Genomic DNA, 18,238 nt, shown 5'->3' on the forward strand with positions numbered 1-18,238 from the left:
GTGGGGGCCGCACATGCGTTATACTTCGACATGAATATCCACTCCCCACGTTAGTTCACACGCTTCTGCTGCGACCCGGATTAGGCGCATCACATCCCGTCGGCTATAGTTGGTTCCAACAAACCACCCCGGCAAAAATTCACGCGAAAAAACGACTAGATCTGGTCGCCCGGGATATAGCTCCTCTGCGGTTCGGGCGATCAGCGGACGAACTCGGCCCTTCACTCCAGAAACAGCGTTGAGGCGATCCGGGCTTCCAGTGGTCATCCTTCGCAAGGTCTCCTCCAGAGCATCTGCTCCAGTACTTGCCGAGATATTTTGGTTTTCCAGCCTGATATGCCAATGAGCTGAATTTAAGGGCGTTTGATCCGGGAAGCGCAGTAAATCGGTGTCGCCGCCGGCAGCGAGGGGTGGGAAGTCATATTCTAACGGCTGATCCCACTTTCCGCGCTCGATCTCCGGGACTGTCGAAGACGGCCAGATCGAAACCGCCATATCTGCAAATGCTTCACCCCTTTCCCTGATATCTGTCTCGTCCCAACTATCCCTCTTTAGGAACCACTTGTTCAGGAAGAGCCCGGTGTGCTCCTCCAATTTTTCTCTTTTTTCGAGAAACCGTTTGTTGCCCGACGAGATGTTCAGACCACCGGTCAGCAACGTAAGGTTTCCAAGTGAATGAAGAACTCTGTTGCGGTTCTCGGCTTTCGGGTCATTCGTCCACCGCTCAACAAACTCGCCATCTTCGAAAGGCCAATCAGAGGTCCATGAAACAGGTAGGACGTGCTCGGTCCATAATCCGTTCGGCATGGCTGTCTGTTCGTAGAATTTTGTGCGGCTGGCTTCCTCCAATTCCCAAAGCACGTCCTTGATCCGCGTTTGCGGGGCCAAGGTGTATGCAGGCTTCAAGAGTATTCCTTGACGGAACTCCTGATCGCCCGGAAAGCGTGTGCTATCACCGATGCGCTGCGCGAAATACCCTTCGAATGCCTCGACGGATGGGCCGTTCTCTCTGAACACCTGTGATAGGCTTTGAAAGACCCGGTTAAGGTTCTTGGCTGTCAAACCCGAGAGTGCCCGACGGACAATATATGAATAGATTAGACGATATAGCTTGCGCTTCTCCTCGGGCTCGATGTTGGCGACATTCACCTGCATTGCAACAGGATAGGCCGTTGTGACCTGCCATGCCGCCAACTTCCTTCCGAGCCAGTGCAGGTCCTTGTCATCATCCAAGCGACCTTCGAGCGTTTCATAGATCGGCGAATACGAGCTTAGGAGGTCAAGTTCATCCTCCACCCTCTCGAACCGGGGCCGTCCCTTTGGCACTGCGAACGCGCGGTATTCGGCATAAAGCTCGCGCATCGAGATTTTCTGACCTGTCTCTGCCGCAAGTACATGGGTCAGAAAGTGGTCGATCCGTGGCCGTGTGGGGCGCGCGAAAGGCGCCGCCTCTTTCCACCATGAATGGTCGAAGGGGTCCCAGAGGTCGTGATAAAGATCTTCGACTTCAGCTTCTTCTTTCTCAGCGCGATAGAAAATATTGTTGCGCACGAGGTCCATGGCGAGCAGTGGCTCACCCTTCGAGTTCAGCGTCTCGAAGATTACCTGCGCGTCGTCGTCCTCGCCCAGCGTAATGACAACCAGCTTCATCCGGTTCAGTAGGGCAGTGAGTATGGCCTCCAGTCGTGCTTGGATCGCCTCGCTGGTATGGTAATCCTCCCCGTTTTAACGGGGTTTGGCCGTAGAATTCACGCAGCCATCTTCAGTTTCTGCGCGGGTGTAATGCCGCCGATGCCCATGTTGGGCCGCTCGTTATTGTAAGTCCAGAGCCAGTCGGTTGCGATGTTCTGTGCCTCCGCGATGGTTTCAAAGATGTAGAGGTCGAGCCATTCATGGCGGACGGTGCGGTTGTAGCGCTCGACGTAAGCATTCTGCTGCGGCTTTCCGGGCTGGATGTGGGTCAGGGCAATGCCCTGCTTTGCAGCCCAGATCGCCAGGGTTGCGCTGATGTATTCGGGGCCGTAGCATGTTGGGAATGACCCACCGTTGAAGGTTATGGCCGCCTGCGCAGCCTACAAAATTGCGCAGCAGGCGGCCATAACCGGGTCTCGGGTCTCTATGGTGGCTTTGCTAACCACACCACAGAGGAGACCGGCTATGGCCAAGATTGAGCATACTTCGGATGCCCTTGTTCTGGTAGGCATCGACATTTGCAAACACCGGCACGAGGTGTTGATTGCTGTCCCGGGCAAGACGCGTCGCAGGCGCCTGACGATCACCAACAGCACGGATGATTTCATGCGGCTCATCGCGATCTTGCGAGAATACGGCCTGCCTGTCCGGATCGGCTTTGAAGCAACTGGCAACTATCATCGGGTGCTGATGTATCATCTGGGTGTCGCCGGGTTCGACCTGAAGCTGGTGTCTTCGGTCGCTTTGGCCCGGACGCGGGAGGCGCTGCACAACAGTTGGGACAAAAATGATCCGAAGGATGCCCAAGTTATCTTGCACATGCTGCAGATCGGGGCGGTGCAGATCTTCCAGGACCCGATGGTGGCCGGCACGAACGATATTCAGGAATTGTCCAAGACCCATGATGCGGTGTCGCGGTCCAAGACTGAGCTTTGGCACCGCATCCTGACCCACTACCTGCCGCTCTACTTTCCGGAAGCCGACCGTTTCCACCGCAGTTCGCGGACGGATTGGTTTCTGGCGTTCCTCGAGATGTTCCCTTCTCCGCACATGATCAGCGCCATGACCAAGGAGGAGTTCATTCAGACTGCTTGGGAAGTGGTTGGGCGCAAGGTCGAGAAGTCTCTCCTGTTGTCAGATATTTACGAGACAGCAAAGGTGTCGGCAGGATTGCCCGTCGCGCCAGATTCTGACGCCCTTCGTATGTTCCGCATGATGCTGGCCGAGGGAAGGAGCCTAATCCGGCAGCGCAATGCAATCGAAGATCGCGCCGTCGAACTGCTGGGCGACCGACCGGATTATCAGCTGCTTCGCACCATTCCGGGGATCGGACCCATCAATGCGCTGACCATTCTGGCCGAGACCGGCGATCTGCGGCGGTTCCACCATCACCGCCAGTTCCTGAAGTTCTGCGGTATGGATCTTGCTACCGTCCAGTCCGGCATGTTTCGCGGTCGAAGCAAGATATCCAAGTATGGCAATGCCCGCCTGCGCCGCACTTTGTGGCTCGCAGGGCAGACCGCGGTTCTGAAGAAAGCGAATAGCTTCCGGGACAAATTCGAGCGTTACATTGCGCAGGATCGCCACAACCCAGATCTACGCCGCAAGGCCTACACCGCCATCGCTGCAAAGATGGCACGCACTATTCACGCCGTGATCAAATCCGGCGAACCCTATCGTCCCTTCTTCGAAGGGACGAGCCCAAGCGGAAGGACCTCTCTCTCAAAGGGCCGTGGAGGCGCATGACGCGACCTCGTAGATAATGTTCGGGCCTTCCGCTTGGGATTTAGGATCTCGTCTTAAGGACGGTGAGGGCGGCAACCAGACCGACCCTGTATTTGCTATGGAAGAGACCACTTCTTGACGGCGGAGCCCGCTTGGGCAAACATCTTAAGGGCATCCGGTCGCTCGGATGCCCCGTGATCTGATGCCCTAAACGGCGATTTGTTCCCGAGCTAGGACGTTGTCGACCCTGATGGCCGTTGGCTTGCCGCGCCACTCAATGATCTGGTTCAGCGCCCGAACCACGCGCTCTGCGGGCAGCGAGAAGTCGACCTCGATACCCAGACCCTCGCGGTTGAAGTCGTCCAGCACGTTCAGCAGCCGGAACTGGCGACCATCCGCAAGCCTGTCGGCCATGAAGTCCATGGACCAGACGAGGTTCGGCGCGTCCGGAACCGAGAGCACGTCCGGCTTGTCCCGTTTGATCCGCCGCCGGGGTTTAATCCGCAGGTTCAACTCCAGCTCGCAGTAGATCCTGCGAACCCTTTTGTGGTTCCAGACGTGCCCGCGAACGTTGCGCAGATACAGAAAGCACAGCCCGAAGCCCCAGGTCCGGTGCGCCTTGGTCAGGCCCTCGAGGAGATCCGCGATGGTCTCGTTCTCGGCGCAGCGCTTCGGGCTGTAACGAAAGCAGGTCTCGCTGACCCCGAAAGCCCGGCAGGCCAGCGCAATACTGACCCCCTTCGTTGCCACCGCTCTCGCGGCCAACTCTCGGCGTTGAGTTGGCCGCGTCACTTTTTTCCCAGGGCTTCTTTCAGCAGGTCGGCCTGCATGCTCAGATCCGCGAACATGCGCTTGAGCCGCCGGTTCTCGTCTTCCAAGGCCTTCATCTGGCTCATCATGGAGGCATCCATGCCGCCATACTTCGCCCGCCATTTGTAAAAGCTCGCGCTGCTGATCCCGTGCTCGCGGCACAGTTCCGGCACCGCAACGCCGCCCTCGGCCTGGCGCAACACCGCCATGATCTGCGGTTCGGTAAATCGGGTCTTCCTCATTCGAATCTCCTCAGCTCACGCTACGAGAAAATTCTACGAACGAATCCCCTTAACCATGGGGAGGATTACCGGTAGACCTCCTTTCGGTTGGGGTCAGCGTCGATAAATACCCAGCGGTCTTGGATTTCATAGGCGATGCGATACTTGAGCGATGGCACACGCTCCGACATCAAAAGGTCGCGAAAGATGACAGTCAGGGCTTCGAGAACATTGGACTTGCCGGTTCCGTTCCGGCCGATGAGTACAGTGATCAAGTGGTCCTGAGAGAAATCAATCGTCAGGTCCCTGAGGTTCTTGTACTCGTCCACCCAAAGCCAATCGATGCGCATCAGCTCACCTCGGCCTTCGCAAGGCGCAGCCAATCTTCGTCACCACGCCTTTCGACTTCGATGGCACCGTCTTCGACAAAATCCTTGAGTTGGCGGTAGAACGCCTCGACATCGTCTGATGTTGAGCCATCGCCGATCCCCAACTCCTGCGCCGCCTTCGCGGCCGAGATCCAGCTTTTCTGCTTTTTGAGGACTTCGATCAGGTCAGTCAATGTCGGCCTCCTTGCCTCGGGTTTGCGGGGTGGCGTGTATTTTCGGTCGTGTTTGGCGGCTTGGTCTCTTTCGGCCTTCTCAGCCTTGATCCGTTCCAGCAGGGCGGCGGCGGGTTCGTCGGTAGGGTCCTGGGGGACGAGCTGGCCGGAGAAGGCTTTTTTCAGGATGGATTGGCGCAGGGCGCGGGCGCGGGTGAGGGCGGCGTCGATCTCGGCTTCGAGCGCGTCGGCGGCCTCGAGCCGGGCGTCGAGGATGCGGACGATTTCGGCTTGTTCTGCTTCGGAGCAAACCGGGACTTGTAGTTCCTGCAATTCCTTCGCGTTGATGTTGTGGACGCCGCTCGTCGACTTGGCCTTGCTTTCGATTTGGCCGCGTACGTTTGGCTCCATCATCAGATAGATGAGGTTCTTGGAAAGCAGCGAGCCGGGTATGGGGCGAAGCCGGATCAGATAGCCTGCGTACAAGAAATCCGTATCGACTGATCGAACCAGTGCAGGCTTTCCGACCAATGAAAGGCTCCCGTTCGACCGAATGGTCAGCACGTCGCCTTCAAACAGTTGGTATTGGGCAAGCTCGACCTCATCGAAACTGGCCGATTTGAGGTCGGTCGCGTCTACCACGCCGGCCGCAATGTTCGGGATGCGCAGAACGCCCTTACTGCCACCATCGTAGTCGCTTTTCTTCGACGTCCCGTATGCCGGTTCGTCGATAAGCAGGCCGAGCGGCATTATGGTCCATCCAGATATGCCGATGTCCGATGCTTTGGTTGAGATGTCCCGAGGCCGCTTTGGTTTCGCGGGTTTCTGGCCTTTATGGCCATCGGCGCGCCACTGGGCGAGGGCGTCTTGCCATTCGTCGAGGGCGGCTTTGTAGCGGGTGTCGCGTTCTTTCTGGATGCCGGCGAGGAGGGTTTCGGGGGCTTCGAGTTTGTCGGCATTCTGCGCGCGCCAGTCGGCGGTGAGGCGGCCCTCAAAGGCGGATTTCAGCAGGGACTGGCGGTAGAGGCCGAGGGTGGTGCGCGCCGTTTGCAGGCTCTGGATCCCGGCGTCGATCTCGTCGAACATCGCCTCGATCTTCTCCACGATGCGGCGTTGTTCGTTGAGGGGCGGAAGGGGAAGCGGTAAATCTTGCACCGTCTTTGATGACAGATGCTTAACGGTAACGGACGACGTCTCGGCGTTAACTGCATCGAGATAAGGCTGAAGGCAGATTAAGAAGAAGCGTTCGCAATGTCTTCGGTTTCCAGCTTCAATCGACATACGCGCTGGTTTAGCAGCGCGTCAGGCCCTCGCCACCGAGCCGCGCGGAAGTCCCCATCCATACCGATGAGAATGTCATCGCGTCTGACAATGAACTGGTCATCGTAATCACCAGTGTAGAAATGCTGCGTTTCGCCGCGACCAACATCGCGGATGCGAATAAGTGGAAAGCCGTTTTCCCCTGAGAACAGCGTCGATTTGAAGGGAAAGCCATTTTGCACGACTGCTATATCTCCGAGCGCCACCCGTTCCCAGCGCGGCGAGATGCGCAGGAGAGGATATTCATCGCGTTCAACGATTTCGTGTGGAGACAGTGAAAGCGCCATTATGCCGACAACGCCTCATTCATCTCGGTCATGACCTCATCCATTCCGTCGCCAAAGAGCGCGTACATCTGCCCCATCCCGCCCTTGCCGTCAAAGGGGGACATGTCCAGATCGTCGCGCTCGATGGTGAAGGAAGTGGTTAGGTGGTCGCGGATCATGCGCAGCCAGTCCATCTGCTCCTCGGTGAACTTCTCGCCCGCGCCCGAATGGCGGTTCAGTACCCAGTTCTGGAAGTTGCGCCGCACCCGTTCGGAATGGCGGGTGAGCGTGTCATCCAGCCCCGTGACCCGGCGGATCAGCGCCAAGAGGGCTGTCAGATCGCTGGCGGGGTTGCTGCCCTTGTAGTCGTCAAGATGCGCATAGGCGCGCCAGACGGTGAGCGGGGCAAGTCGTGGGCGGTCGTCGGTCAGTTTTTTCAGCACATCCTTGACCATGGCATAGGTCACCTCGGCCCGGCGCGCGGGGGTGTTGAAGTAGATCGACAGCGCCTCGATCTCGTCGCGGTTCTCGTTCAGGTACGCCTCGAACTCCTGCGCGATCTGTTTGGCGTTCTCGGCCACGTCGCCCGCCCATTCGGCGCGCAGGAGCGTATCGAGGTTGTCATGGTCGATGGTCTGCTCGTTGTCGCGGCGGATGGTGTCCATTAGGTTGATGAGCGGGCCGGTGAAGACATTGGCGGTGTGTTTGATCCGTTCCTCACGCGCGGCCTGCATGGCGGCATCGTCGGGCTCGGGGTGGCCTGCGGCCTTGGCGTCGGCCTCCACCTTGTCGGGGTCTATGGCGTCGAAGAGGTCGCGGACAATGGCGGTGAGGGAGGTGCCGGCCTCGTTCGTGATCTTCTCCTGATCCTCGGTCCCGAGCTTGTTGTCTAGCCGTGACAGGCGGGCGGCGAGTGAACTAACGGTTTCCTCTGACCGGTCGCCCATCATCAGGCCCATGGCGAGGTCCTTGAAGGGGATCGAAGGCTTGGTGTCGAGCGGCTGGCTGGCGGTTTTGAGCGACTTGGTCACACCGACGGCATCGACGATCACATAATGCGTCTTGGCCTGGGCGGAGGGAGAGACCTTTTTCAGATCATCGGGTTTGAGGACACGGGTGCCGCGGCCCTTCATCTGCTCGAAGTAGTTCTTCGACTTCACGTCGCGCATGAAGATCAGGCATTCGAGCGGTTTCACGTCGGTGCCCGTGGCGATCATGTCCACGGTCACGGCGATGCGCGGGTAGTAGTCGTTGCGGAAAGCCGACAGCGAGGATTTGGGGTTCTTCGCCCCGTTGGTGATTTTGCGGCAGAAGTCGTTGCCCTCGCCGAACTCCTGCCGGACGGTCTGGATGATGTCGTCCGCGTGGCTGTCGGTCTTGGCGAAGATCAGGGTCTTCGGCAGCTCCTTGCGGCCGGGGAAGATCTCGGGCCACTTGTCGTGGAATGTGCGGATGACGGTTCGGATCTGGCCGGGGTTCACGACAGAGCGGTCAAGCTGGGTCGCGGCGTAGGCCTGTTCGTCGTCCTGTGTTTCCCACCGGCGCGCACGGGTTTCGCGTTCGCGTTTCTCCACCAGTTGCTCGGCCTTGAGCGTTTGGCCGCCCTGGGTGATCTCGGTCTCGATCAGATAGATTTCGTTGCCGACGTTGACCTTGTCGGCGACGGCCTTCTCGTGGGTGTATTCGCTGACGACGTTTTTCTGGAAGAATCCGTAGGTGCGGTTGTCGGGCGTGGCAGTCAGGCCGATGAGGTAGGCGTCGAAATATTCGATGACCTGGCGCCACAGATTGTAGATCGAGCGATGGCATTCGTCGATGACGACCACGTCGAAGTATTCCGGCGGCAGCTTGGCATTGTAGGCGACCGGCAGAGGTTCCTTCCGGCGCCATCTCTGCTCCGCCGGGTTATCGTCCTCCGCGCCGTCGTTCAATTTCTCGCCCTTGAGCGTGGCGTACATGCGCTGGATCGTCGAGATGACGACCTGACTGTCATTCGCGATAGCGGGCGAGGTGAGGCGCTGGACGTTATACAATTCGGTGAACTTGCGATTGTCGTCGTTGGGGATGAAGGTCATGAACTCCTGTTCGGCCTGCTCGCCTAAGTTCTTGGTGTCGACGAGGAACAGGATGCGCCGCGCACCTGCATGTTTAAGCAGGCGGTAGACCTGAGTGATAGCCGTGAAGGTCTTTCCCGACCCGGTCGCCATCTGGACGAGGGCGCGTGGCTTGTCGGCCTCAAGCGACTTTTCGAGGTTCGTGATTGCCTTGCTCTGGCAGTCACGCAGCCCGTCCGGGTTAAGATCCGGGAGGGCAGCGATGATCGAACGCAGGCTTTTTGGAGCCTGAGCCCATGATTTCAAACTTTCAGGGCGGTGAAAGGTGAAGACCTCACGAGATCGAGGACGCGGGTCGCGGGCGTTGGTGAAGCGGGTCACCTGGCCGGTACTTTCGTAGAGGAACGGGAGCCGTTCGGCGTTGTTGACCCATTTCAGCTTGGCGTTGGCGTACCCCTCGGATTGCTCCTCGACGGAGGTCAGGCGGACCCCCCAGTTGTTAGGCTTGGCTTCGACCACACCGACCGCATGCCTGTCGGCGAAGAGGACGTAATCGGCGGGCCCAATATCTGTCTGGTACTCGCGGACGGCTATGCCAAGGCCGGCATTGAAGTCGAGCGAGTCCTTGTCCTGAACATGCCAACCGGACGTCCGCAGGCGTTCGTCGATCCGGTCTCGGGCGAGTTGCTCGGGGGTTTGGTTGACATCAGAAGACACGCGATAGGGCCCAGATTTGATATATTCCGATCAATCGGTGGATAGCATTAAAAATATTGCTTTCGCCATGACCATGTTAGGTTCAATGGGGCTCAAGGTGCTTGATTTGCACTTTCTTACGGAATCGCATCCCGGGATGCTCGCGAGGCAGCTTCGATCGACGAATGAGGCATAAATGCCTGTTTCGTTGAAGGCCTATGCAAACCCGTCAGCGAATCCACACATGTGCTTCATTTCTCACGGTCCCGTACTACCCCGCCTCCTGCTCACGGCCGCTGATGCCGGCGATGTAGTGTTCGTCTGCGGTGCAGGCGTGTCGCTTGCTCCCGCAGGCTCGCCGACATTCCAGGGCCTGCGCGACGGTGTCGTGAACCGCCTCCGACCGGCCATTGACGGCCTCGCAGCGCGGGTGCTGGCCGCAGAGGCGCAGCTGCGCGCGGCGGACTTTCCGACGAACTGCCGCCATGCTTTTCCGGTATTGCCACGCCCGACCGGGTATACAGTCTTCTGGAGGAGGAATTCGGCAGGGAGACGGTGGAGCGCACTGTCGCCGCCATTCTACGACCTGTGGAGACGATGGAGCGGATACCACCGCCGAAACCGCGTAGAGAGAAAGATGCATTGCGTATAACTGCTGGACCAGCGGCTCATGACGCGGGACTTCGACCGCCAGGTCGCGGAATTCCAAGTCCATGTCACCGTCCTGAACGGCCACACCGCGCTCAGCATCCCCCGTCACGGACGCCGTGGGATAGGTCTTTCCTCGCCTTGGGGGGATAAATGGGGGGTTAACGAGCGACCACCTAGAATCGTGCTAGCTTATCAACGGCTTCGACCTAGGATTGGCGGAGGCGGTGGGATTCGAACCCACGGTGGACTTTCACCCACGTCGGTTTTCAAGACCGGTGCATTTAACCACTCTGCCACGCCTCCGACCGCTGCGGACTAGCGCGGCGCGGGCGTTTGCGCAAGCCTTCAGCGGGTCAGGGTGATCACGCGGTCGCCGCCCTCGACCTGGATCGCGGACAGGCGCGACAGGCGCAGGAAGCTGATCGGCAGCGCCACCGTGATCGTGTCCGTGACGGGATTTGCGGGCAGGGCCGCCGCGGGGTTGTCCGCGACCGGAGGCGAGGCCACGAAGCGCAAGCGCAGGACGCCGTCAGAGTCGGGCTGCAGCTGGTCGCCGGACCGCGGCACCGACCGGACCAGGGCGGCCGAGTGATAGCCCTTGACCGGGGCAAAGCCGCGCAGCACCAGCAGGCGGCCGTCGCTGAGCGGTTGCCATTCGGCACCCAGGATCTGCGGCACCGCGGGGCGGGCGTCCTGGGCCGTGGGATAGCCGCCTTCCGGGGCCAGGGTTTCGGGCGTCGACGCACCCGCGCCACGCCAGCCAAGCGGGTTCCAGCCGCTGTCGCCGAACCGCCCGCAGCCGGACAGGATCAGGGCGCCGATCAGCAGCGGCAGGGTAAGTCTGGTCATGGCATGTCCCCTTGGCGGTCCTTGGCCCCGTGATAGGCGATCCGGGCCGCGCCGAAAAGCCTCTTTGACCTGACCGCCGCGGCGCGCTAGGCCATGACCCCTGATATCAGGAGAGACCCATGGCCACCCCCGCCTTCGAGGACATCGCCGAAACCTTCGACTTTCTGGACGATTGGGAAGACCGCTATCGTCACCTGATCGAGATGGGCAAGGCCTTGCCGCCCATGGACTCCGCGGTGCAGGTGCCGGCCACCAAGGTCGACGGCTGCGCCAGCCAGGTCTGGATCCTGCCGCGGATCGAGGGGCGCAGCTTTGACTTTCAGGGCGACAGCGATGCGCTGATCGTGCGCGGCCTGATCGCGGTGCTGCACGCGCTGTATGCCGGGCTGCCGGTGGACCAGGTCGAGGCGGTGGACGCCCAGGCCGCGCTGGCACGCCTTGGGCTGGACGAACACCTGTCGGCGCAACGATCAAACGGCGTGCGCGCGATGATCGCCCGGATCAGGCAGCTGGCCGCCGACGCAGGCTGATCCAGCCGCCGCCCAGGACGCGCGTGCCTTCGGCCTCGTAGAAGACGCAGGCCTGGCCGGGGCTGACGCCGTCCTCGGGATCCAGAAGTTCGACCTCGGCACGGCGGCCGGGCAGGGGGCGCAGGATCGCGGGCCGCGGCGGGCGGGTGGACCGGATGCGGACCAAGCAGGCGATCTCTCCCTCGAAGGGCTGATCGCCCAGCCAGTTCACCTCGGTCACGGCGATGGTGCGCGTCGACAGCGCCTCGCGCGGGCCGACGACGACGCGGCGCGTCTCCGGCTCCAGCCGCAGCACATAGAGCGGGCTGCCGCCGCCGATGCCCAACCCGCGCCGCTGTCCGATCGTATAATGGATCACCCCGCGATGGGTGCCCAGGACGGTGCCCTGCTGGTCGACGATCTCGCCGGGATCTGCGGCACCGGGGCGCAGCTTCTCGATCACCGCGGCATAGTCGCCGTTGGGGACAAAGCAGATGTCCTGGCTGTCGGGCTTGTCCGCGACGGACAGGCCGTAATCGGCGGCCAGGGCGCGCGTTTCGGCCTTGCTGACCAGATGGCCCAGGGGAAAGCGCAGGAAATTCAGCTGTTCCTGGGTGGTCGAGAACAGGAAATAGCTCTGATCGCGGTTCGGGTCGGCCGCCATGTGCAGTTCGGCGCGATGCGCGCCGTCCTTGCGCTGGATGTAATGGCCGGTCGCCATGCAGTCGGCATCCAGGTCGCGCGCGGTTTCCAGCAGGTCGCGGAACTTGACCCGCTCGTTGCAGCGGATGCAGGGAACGGGCGTCGCGCCGGCCAGATAGGCGTCGGCGAATTCGTCGATGACCGATTCGCGGAACTTGTTCTCGTAATCCAGGACATAATGGGGAAAGCCTATGCGTTCGGCCACGCGACGCGCATCGTGGATGTCCTGGCCTGCGCAACAAGCGCCTTTCTTGGCCAGTGCCGCGCCGTGGTCATACAGTTGCAGCGTGACCCCGATGACGTCATAGCCTTCGGATTTCAGCTGCGCCGCGACGACGGAACTGTCCACGCCCCCCGACATCGCCACCACGACACGCGTCTGCGCAGGGGATTTTGCGAAACCAAGGCTGTTCAGTTCGGTCGCGGGCGCATCGGCACGCAGGGCTGCGGTCAGGGTCATGGATGATCTTTCGGCCCGCCAGGGGCGGTGCTGGTCGGGCGGCAAAGGGATTTGCGTCAAAATATAGGCAAATTGGTCGGATTCTCAACCCCGGCCGGGGTCGAAATCCCGATCAGGCTAACCGCGCCTTAAGTGCTTTCGACCAGAACTTGCAGAACGTGACGGAAGGACGCTGCAATGTTCGTGAAAAAGACCACAGGCCCGCGGATCGTGACACTGGCGGATGGGCGCATCCTCAGCGTGGCGGATTTGCCGATGGCCGACACCAGATGGGTCGCCAGCCGCAAGCAGACGGTCGTGCTGGCGGTGTCGCACGGGCTGATCAGCCGCGACGACGCGCTGCGCCGCTATGGCCTGTCGGAGGAGGAGTTCGACGGCTGGTGCACCGCGGTCGCGCGCCACGGAAAGGCGGCCTTGAAGGTGACGGCGCTTCAAAAGTATAGACAACCATAGGGTGCATGACGCAGAAGGAATGCAAGTGGTAACGACATATTAACCTGTTCGTCAGATTGTCGGGACATGACCTTCGGCGAATCGGGGAAAGACCAAGCCATGCGAATCCTTCTGGTAGAAGACGACCCAAGCACTGCACGGGCGATCGAACTGATGCTGACGGCGGCCAGCTACAACGTGTTCCTGACCGACATGGGCGAGGAGGGGATCGATCTGGCCAAGCTGTACGATTACGATCTGATCTTGCTGGATCTGGACCTGCCCGACATGCACGGGATGGAGGTCCTGCGCCATCTGCGCCTGGCCCGCATCGACACGCCCATCCTGATCCTGACCGGGTCCGACGACACGGAAAGCAAGCTGCGCGGTTTCGGCTTCGGCGCGGACGATTACATGACCAAGCCCTTCAACCGCGAAGAGCTGCAGGCCCGCATCCAGGCGATCATCCGCCGCTCCAAGGGGCACAGCCAAGCGCTGATCCGGACCGGAGAGATCACCGTCAACCTGGACGCCCGTTCGGTCGAGGTGAAGGGCAAGCCGGTGAACCTGACCGGCAAGGAATACCAGATCCTGGAACTGCTGAGCCTGCGCAAGGGCACGACCTTGACCAAGGAGATGTTCCTGAACCACCTGTACGGCGGCATGGACGAACCCGAACTGAAGATCATCGACGTGTTCATCTGCAAGCTGCGCAAGAAGCTGTCCGAGGCCTTGGGCGGCGAGAGCCACATCGAGACGGTCTGGGGCCGCGGCTATGTCCTGCGCGATCCGGGTCCGGGGCAGGCGGAACGACTGGCGATCGGGGCCTGATACGGCTTCTGGACGATTCCCCGCCCTTGGGCGATACCCACATCTGAGACGGTCGCGTGTTTCGGCCGGATGCGGATGATGGGGGCGGCGATGGCGCAGGACAAGTCGGTGGGGCAACCGGACCGGAAGATGGATCGCGGTCAGGCCGCGGACCGCATCGCGGATCTGGCGGCGCGGGTCGCCGCCGCGAACCAGGCCTATCACGCCGAGGACGCACCGCAGATATCGGACGCGGAATACGACGCGCTCAAGGCGCAGCTGGCGGCGCTGGAGCGGGACTTTCCCGACCTGGCGCTGCCCGACAGCCCGACCGGCAAGGTCGGCGCCGCCCCGGCCGAGGGCTTCGGCAAGATCGTCCACGCGCAACGCATGATGTCGTTGGGCAATGCCTTTACCGAGGGCGACGTCGCCGACTTCACCGCCCGCGTCCGCAGCTTTCTGGGCCTTGCCCCCGACATGCCCCTGGAGGTGACGGCCGAGCCGAAGATCGACGGCCTGTCCCTGTCGCTGCGCTACGAGGACGGCGTGCTGGTCCATGCCGCGACCCGCGGCGATGGCGTGGTGGGAGAGAACGTGACCGCGAACGCCCGCACGATTTCCGACATCCCCCACCAACTGGAGGGTGACGTCCCCGCCATCCTTGAGGTGCGCGGCGAGGTCTACATGGGGCATGACGACTTTGCGGCGCTGAACGATGCGGGGCGGGTCTTTGCCAATCCGCGCAACGCGGCCGCGGGATCGCTGCGCCAGATCGACCCGGCGGTGACCGCGCGCCGGCCGCTGCGCTTCTTCGCCTATGGCTGGGGGCAGCTGTCCGAACCGCTGGCGCCGACGCAGATGGCCTCCGTGGAGCGGTTGGCCGCTCTGGGGTTCCAAACCAATCCGCTGACGCGCCTGTGCACCGACACCGCGCAGATGATCGCCACCTGGGCCGAGATCGAACAGCAGCGCGCCACCCTGGGCTATGACATCGACGGCGTGGTCTACAAGGTGAACGACCTTGCGTTCCAGGGACGGCTTGGCTTTCGGTCCACCACGCCCCGATGGGCCTTGGCGCACAAGTTTCCGGCCGAGACCGCCTGGACCCGGCTGGAGCGGATCGAGATCCAGGTCGGACGCACGGGCGCCCTGTCCCCCGTCGCGCGGCTGGAACCCGTGACCGTGGGCGGCGTGGTCGTGTCCAACGCGACGCTGCACAACGAGGATTACATCGCCGGGCGGGACAACTCTGGCGCGCCCATCCGCGACGGTCGCGACATCCGCGAGGGGGACTGGGTCAAGATCTATCGCGCCGGCGACGTGATCCCCAAGATCGCCGATGTCGACCTGTCGCGCAGGCCGGCGGACAGCGTGCCCTATGTCTTTCCGTCGCACTGCCCCGAATGCGGGTCCGAGGCGATCCGCGAGCCGGGCGACAGCGTGCGCCGCTGTACCGGCGGCCTGATCTGCCCCGCGCAGGCGGTGGAGAAGCTGAAGCATTTCGTCAGCCGCGCGGCCTTCGACATCGACGGGCTGGGCGCCAAGCAGATCGAGATGTTCTTCGCAGACGATCAGCTGCCCATCCGCGAGCCCGCCGACATCTTCACCCTGGCCGATCGCGATGCCCGGAACTTTACCAAGCTGAAGAACCGCGAGGGGTTCGGCGAACGCTCGGCCGAAAAGCTGTTCGCCGCGATCGAGGATCGCCGTTCGATCCCCATGGCCCGGCTGATCTTTGCCTTGGGCATCCGCCATGTGGGCGAGGTCGCGGCCGCGACCCTGGCCCGCCATTTCCACGACTGGCCTGCCTTGATCGCCGCCATCGACGGGGCGGCACGGGAGCCCGCCTTTGCCGCCCCGGACGACAAGGCCCGTCGCGCGGCCTTGGCTGACAGCCCGAACTGGGCCGAGCTGACCGGCATCGACGGCATCGGCGCGGTGCTGGTCGATTCGCTGGTGACGACGTTCGCGCAGCCGACCGAACGCGCCAGCATCGACCGGCTGGCGACCCTTCTGGACATCCGGCCGGTGGATATCGCCAATGCGGTGCAGACCGAGATTTCCGGCAAGACGCTGGTCTTCACCGGGACGCTGGAGCGGATGACCCGCGCCGAGGCCAAGGCGCGGGCCGAGGCGATGGGGGCCAAGGTCGCGGGGTCCGTCAGCGCCAAGACCGACCTGCTGATCGCGGGGCCCGGGGCGGGGTCCAAGGCCACCAAGGCCGAGGCCCTTGGCGTCACCGTCATCGACGAGGACGAATGGCTGCGCATCGCGGGGGCCGGATGACCGCGCCCAAGGGCCGCCCGCCCGCGCTGTTCCCGCTGTTCGCGGCCATCGACACGCTGCCCGGCATCGGCCCCAAGGGGCGCGCCGCGCTGGAACAGATGGGCATCGACAAGCCGCGCGACCTGGTCCTGACGCTGCCGGCCAGCGGCATCACCCGCCGCCGCATCGCGCGCATCGCCGACGCCCGCGCGCCCGAGATCGTGACGATCACGGTGACCGTTACGCGCCACCATCCGCCCCAGGTCCGCGGCCGCCCGTTCCGGGTGCATTGCACCGACGGAGAGGGCGACCTGACGCTGGTGTTCTTCCGTCCGCGCGACAACTGGATCGAAAGCCAGCTGCCCGTGGGCGCGCGTCGCATCCTCAGCGGCAAGCTGGAACTGTTCGACGGGCTGGCCCAGATGGTGCATCCCGACCACATCCTGGCGGATGGTGAGGCGCTGCCGCCCAGCTTCGAGCCCGTCTATCCCCTGTCGGCGGGGCTGACGCAGAAGGGCATGGCCAAGGCGGTCGATGGCGCGCTGTCCCGGCTGCCCCCGGTCGAGGAATGGATCGACTCGCAGCTGATCGCGCAGCGCGGCTGGCCCTCCTTTGCCGATGCGCTGCACCAGGCGCATGCGCCGCAATCGCCCGGCGCGCTGTCGCCCGACAGCCCGGCGCGGGCGCGGCTGGCCTATGACGAATTTCTGGCCCATCAGATGACCTTGGCGCTGGTGCGGCGGGACAAGCGGCGGCTGAAGGGGCGGGCCAGCGCGGGTGACGGCACCCTGCGCGCGCGGGTGCTGCAAAGCCTGCCCTGGCCGCCCACGGGCGCTCAGAGCCGCGCAATCGCCGAGATCGCCGATGACATGGCCAGTGCGCGCCGCATGAACCGCCTGCTGCAGGGCGATGTCGGCGCGGGCAAGACGCTGGTCGCGCTGATGGCCGCCCTGGTCGCGGTCGAGGCCGGTGGACAGGCCGTGCTGATGGCGCCCACCGAGATCCTGGCCCGCCAGCATGCCCGCGCGCTGGAGCCGCTGGCGCGTGCGGCGGGGGTGCGGCTGGCGGCGCTGACCGGGCGCGACAAGCGCGACCTGCGCGGGCAGATCCTGACCGATCTGGCGGACGGCACCATCGACATCCTGGTCGGCACCCATGCGGTGTTCCAGAAGGACGTGACCTTCCACGACCTGCGCCTGGCCATCATCGACGAACAGCACCGCTTCGGTGTGGCCCAACGGCTGGAGCTGTCGGCCAAGGGCGACGTGCCGCCCGACATGCTGATCATGACCGCGACCCCCATCCCCCGGTCGCTGGCTTTGTCGCAATATGGGGATCTGGACCTGTCGGTGCTGGACGAAAAGCCGCCCGGACGCCAGCCCATCACCACGGTGATGATCGCGGACACGCGGCTGGACCAGGTCACCGAACGCCTGCGCGCCGCGATGGCGCAGGGCGCGCGCGCCTATTGGGTCTGCCCCCTGGTCGAGGAGAGCGAGGTCACCGACCTGACCGCGGCAGAGGCGCGGTTCACCCATCTGCGCGCGATCTTCGGCGACGGGGTGCGGCTGATCCACGGCCAGATGCCCCCCGACCAACGCGATGCGGCGATGGCCGATTTCGCCGACGGCACGGCGCAGCTGCTGGTCGCCACCACCGTGATCGAGGTCGGCGTGGACGTGCCGCAGGCCACGATCATGGTGATCGAGCGCGCCGAAAGCTTTGGTCTGGCGCAACTGCACCAGTTGCGGGGTCGGGTCGGGCGCGGGGCAGGGGCCTCGACCTGTCTGCTGATGTATCATGGGCCCTTGAACGAGACCGGGGCCCGCCGCCTGACCACGCTGCGCGACACCGAGGACGGGTTCCGCATCGCGGAGGTCGACCTCGAGATGCGGGGCGCGGGCGATGTGATCGGCACTGCGCAATCGGGCCTGCCGCGGTTCCGCATCGCGGACCTGGAACACCAGGCCGGGCTGATGGCGGTGGCGCGCCAGGACGCACGGTCGCTGCTGGAACGCGACCCCACACTGGAGACCCCGCGGGGACAGGCGCTGCGGCTGCTGATGTGGCTGATGCAGCAGGATCAGGCGATTCGACTGATCCAGGTCGGCTGACAAGGCGGAATGTTCTTAAAAAGTTCTTTACCGAATCGAGAGAACATGAGAACAAAGAGGCAACAGAGAGGAGTTGCCGTCATGACCAAAGACACCGCCATCGACCTGATCGGGGCCGCCG

General features: G+C 62.8%; 13 protein-coding genes, 1 tRNA gene and 4 pseudogenes. 7 read left to right on the top strand and 11 right to left on the bottom strand.

Going from position 1 to position 18,238, the window contains the following annotated elements; genetic code table 11:
* Positions 1-18: 18 nt before the first annotated feature.
* Positions 19-1,650, bottom strand: a complete 1,632-nt coding sequence (locus EOJ32_RS06810; protein ID WP_205963186.1) for a DUF262 domain-containing protein — start codon at positions 1,648-1,650, stop codon at positions 19-21.
* 98 nt (positions 1,651-1,748) lie between these two features.
* Positions 1,749-2,021, bottom strand: a pseudogene (locus EOJ32_RS06815) (transposase); the annotation flags it as partial.
* A gap of 136 nt (positions 2,022-2,157) precedes the next feature.
* Here EOJ32_RS06815 and EOJ32_RS06820 point away from each other — a divergent pair.
* Positions 2,158-3,438: an IS110 family transposase gene (locus tag EOJ32_RS06820; RefSeq protein ID WP_045983797.1), complete on the top strand. Its 1,281-nt coding sequence runs from the start codon at positions 2,158-2,160 to the stop codon at positions 3,436-3,438.
* Between the two features lie 216 nt (positions 3,439-3,654).
* On the opposite strand, the pseudogene EOJ32_RS06825 reads toward EOJ32_RS06820, so the two are convergent.
* The 6 genes and pseudogenes from EOJ32_RS06825 to EOJ32_RS06845 form a co-directional block, all read right to left on the bottom strand.
* Positions 3,655-4,469, bottom strand: a pseudogene (locus EOJ32_RS06825) (IS3 family transposase); the annotation flags it as partial.
* 65 nt (positions 4,470-4,534) lie between these two features.
* Entirely contained in the window at positions 4,535-4,798 is a 264-nt protein-coding gene (locus EOJ32_RS06830; protein WP_205963187.1) for an AAA family ATPase, read from the bottom strand.
* Positions 4,798-6,075 carry a restriction endonuclease subunit S gene (locus tag EOJ32_RS06835; RefSeq protein ID WP_164871401.1) on the bottom strand — a complete coding sequence of 426 codons (1,278 nt, stop codon included), beginning with the start codon at positions 6,073-6,075 and terminating at the stop codon, positions 4,798-4,800. Before EOJ32_RS06835 ends, EOJ32_RS06830 begins: the two co-directional genes overlap by 1 nt.
* Before the next feature lie 33 nt (positions 6,076-6,108).
* Positions 6,109-6,270: pseudogene (locus tag EOJ32_RS20630) on the bottom strand (hypothetical protein); the annotation flags it as partial.
* Positions 6,222-6,596, bottom strand: coding sequence for a restriction endonuclease subunit S (locus EOJ32_RS06840; protein WP_127898052.1), 375 nt, complete (start codon positions 6,594-6,596; stop codon positions 6,222-6,224). The gene EOJ32_RS06840 and the pseudogene EOJ32_RS20630, both read right to left, overlap by 49 nt.
* Positions 6,596-9,346 carry a DEAD/DEAH box helicase family protein gene (locus tag EOJ32_RS06845; protein ID WP_127898053.1) on the bottom strand — a complete coding sequence of 917 codons (2,751 nt, stop codon included), beginning with the start codon at positions 9,344-9,346 and terminating at the stop codon, positions 6,596-6,598. Before EOJ32_RS06845 ends, EOJ32_RS06840 begins: the two co-directional genes overlap by 1 nt.
* A gap of 565 nt (positions 9,347-9,911) precedes the next feature.
* Between EOJ32_RS06845 and EOJ32_RS06850 the strand changes: the two are divergent.
* Positions 9,912-10,101 (top strand): annotated as a pseudogene (locus tag EOJ32_RS06850) (IS5/IS1182 family transposase); the annotation flags it as partial.
* Between the two features lie 88 nt (positions 10,102-10,189).
* On the opposite strand, the gene EOJ32_RS06855 reads toward EOJ32_RS06850, so the two are convergent.
* A tRNA-Ser gene (locus tag EOJ32_RS06855) sits at positions 10,190-10,279 on the bottom strand.
* A 42-nt stretch (positions 10,280-10,321) separates the two neighbouring features.
* A complete protein-coding gene (locus EOJ32_RS06860) occupies positions 10,322-10,825 on the bottom strand; it encodes a hypothetical protein (protein WP_052714684.1) in 504 nt (167 codons plus the stop codon).
* A 119-nt stretch (positions 10,826-10,944) separates the two neighbouring features.
* Here EOJ32_RS06860 and EOJ32_RS06865 point away from each other — a divergent pair, with 119 nt between their 5' ends.
* Positions 10,945-11,355 carry a SufE family protein gene (locus EOJ32_RS06865; RefSeq protein WP_045982037.1) on the top strand — a complete coding sequence of 137 codons (411 nt, stop codon included), beginning with the start codon at positions 10,945-10,947 and terminating at the stop codon, positions 11,353-11,355.
* Here EOJ32_RS06865 and mnmA read toward each other — a convergent pair.
* Positions 11,327-12,496 carry a tRNA 2-thiouridine(34) synthase MnmA gene (mnmA, locus tag EOJ32_RS06870; RefSeq protein ID WP_127898054.1) on the bottom strand — a complete coding sequence of 390 codons (1,170 nt, stop codon included), beginning with the start codon at positions 12,494-12,496 and terminating at the stop codon, positions 11,327-11,329. The two genes, EOJ32_RS06865 and mnmA, sit on opposite strands and share 29 nt — an antisense overlap.
* Positions 12,497-12,673: 177 nt before the next feature.
* On the opposite strand from mnmA, the gene EOJ32_RS06875 reads away from it, so the two are divergent.
* The 4 genes from EOJ32_RS06875 (at position 12,674) to recG (ending at position 18,117) form a co-directional block, all read left to right on the top strand.
* Positions 12,674-12,949: a DUF1153 domain-containing protein gene (locus tag EOJ32_RS06875; protein ID WP_042249233.1), complete on the top strand. Its 276-nt coding sequence runs from the start codon at positions 12,674-12,676 to the stop codon at positions 12,947-12,949.
* Between the two features lie 99 nt (positions 12,950-13,048).
* Positions 13,049-13,759 (top strand): response regulator transcription factor CtrA, encoded by a 711-nt coding sequence (gene ctrA, locus EOJ32_RS06880; protein ID WP_042249236.1) that lies wholly within the window; start codon positions 13,049-13,051, stop codon positions 13,757-13,759.
* A gap of 75 nt (positions 13,760-13,834) precedes the next feature.
* Positions 13,835-16,024 carry an NAD-dependent DNA ligase LigA gene (gene ligA, locus EOJ32_RS06885; protein WP_371706049.1) on the top strand — a complete coding sequence of 730 codons (2,190 nt, stop codon included), beginning with the start codon at positions 13,835-13,837 and terminating at the stop codon, positions 16,022-16,024.
* Entirely contained in the window at positions 15,997-18,117 is a 2,121-nt protein-coding gene (gene recG / locus EOJ32_RS06890) for an ATP-dependent DNA helicase RecG (RefSeq protein ID WP_240542514.1), read from the top strand. The genes ligA and recG overlap by 28 nt, the downstream gene beginning before the upstream one ends.
* The last annotated feature ends 121 nt before the right edge of the window (positions 18,118-18,238 follow it).

This window comes from Paracoccus sp. Arc7-R13 (assembly GCF_004010775.1).
Classification (GTDB): Bacteria; Pseudomonadota; Alphaproteobacteria; order Rhodobacterales; family Rhodobacteraceae; genus Paracoccus; species Paracoccus marcusii.